Origin of the sequence: Nocardia aurea (assembly GCF_003123685.1) — a bacterium.
Classification (GTDB): Bacteria; Actinomycetota; Actinomycetes; order Mycobacteriales; family Mycobacteriaceae; genus Nocardia; species Nocardia aurea.
Genome location: NZ_QCYJ01000024.1, coordinates 1 through 1,781 on the forward strand (window position 1 = coordinate 1; position 1,781 = coordinate 1,781).

Sequence of the window (1,781 nt, forward strand, 5' to 3'; positions counted from 1 at the left end):
TTCTGGGCCGAGCAAGCCAACCGCCTGCACTGGCACCAACCCTTCACCCACACCCTGGACTGGACCAACCCACCGATCGCCCGATGGTTCCACGACGGAAAACTCAACGTCGCCTACAACTGCCTCGACCGCCACGTCCTCGACGGACACGGCGACCAGGTCGCCATCCACTTCGAAGGCGAACCCGGCGACACCCGCGCCATCACCTACACCGAACTACTCACCGAAGTCTCCCGCGCCGCGAACTACCTCACCGAACTCGGACTGGTCACCGGCGACCGCGTCGCGATCTACATGCCGATGATCCCCGAAGCCATCATCGCCATCCTCGCCTGCGCCCGCCTCGGCCTACCCCACTCCGTCGTCTTCGCCGGCTTCTCCCCCACCGCACTACGCCAACGCATCGACGACGCGCAGGCCCGACTGGTCATCACCACCGACGGACAATGGCGACGCGGCACCCCCGCCCCCCTCAAAACCGCCGTCGACCAAGCACTCACCACCGACCACGACAACGGCGGTGAACCCCACACCGTCGAACACGTCCTCGTCGTCGCCCGCACCGGCATCGAGGTCCCCTGGACCCCAGGCCGCGACCAGTGGTGGCACGACACCATAACCCACGCCTCCCCCCACCACGAAGCCCAACCCTTCGACGCCGAACACCCCCTGTTCATCCTCTACACCTCCGGCACCACCGGAAAACCCAAAGGCATCCTCCACACCAGCGGCGGCTACCTCACCCAAACCAGCTACACCCACCACACCGTCTTCGACCACAAACCCGACACCGACATCTACTGGTGCACCGCCGACATCGGCTGGATCACCGGACACTCCTACATCGTCTACGGACCCCTGTCCAACCGCGTCACACAAGTCGTCTACGAAGGCACCCCCAACTTCCCCGACCAACACCGCCACTTCCAGATCATCGAAAAATACGGCGTCACCCTCTACTACACCGCCCCCACCCTCATCCGCACCTTCATGAAATGGGGACGCCAGATCCCCGACACCCACAACCTGACCAGCCTGCGTCTGCTCGGCTCGGTCGGCGAACCCATCAACCCCGAAGCCTGGCGCTGGTACCGCGACGTCCTCGGCGCCGGCACCGCCCCCATCGTGGACACCTGGTGGCAGACCGAAACCGGCGCCATCATGATCTCCCCCCTGCCCGGGATCACCACCACCAAACCCGGCGCCGCCATGACCCCGCTGCCCGGCATCTCCGCCCAAGTCGTCGACGAAGAAGGCACACCGGTCCGACACGGCGAAACCGAAGCCAACGGCTACCTCGTCCTGGACCAACCCTGGCCCTCCATGCTCCGCGGCATCTGGGGCGACATGGACCGCTACCGCGAAACCTACTGGGCCCGCTACACCACCCACGGCTGGTACTTCGCCGGCGACGGCGCCAAACTCGACACCGACGGCGACCTCTGGATCCTCGGCCGCGTCGACGACGTCATGAACATCTCCGGACACCGCATCTCCACCGCCGAAGTCGAATCCGCCCTCGTCGGACACTCCGGCGTCGCCGAAGCCGCCGTCGTCGGCGCCACCGACCCCACCACCGGCCAAGGCATCGTCGCCTTCGTCATCCTCACCACCGACACCACCGACACCGGCCAAGCACTGATCACCGAACTCAAAACCCAAGTCTCCAAACAGATCAGCCCCATCGCCCGACCCCGCGACATCCACATCGTCCCCGAACTCCCCAAAACCCGCAGCGGCAAAATCATGCGCCGACTCCTGCGCGACATCGCCGAAGGACG

Annotated in this window: 1 protein-coding gene; it reads left to right on the forward strand. The window is 65.6% G+C overall.

Annotation, left to right across the window (positions count from 1 at the left end):
• A partial coding sequence (gene acs / locus DAT37_RS10385; protein WP_109524550.1) for an acetate--CoA ligase occupies positions 1-1,781 on the forward strand: 1,781 nt, incomplete at both ends.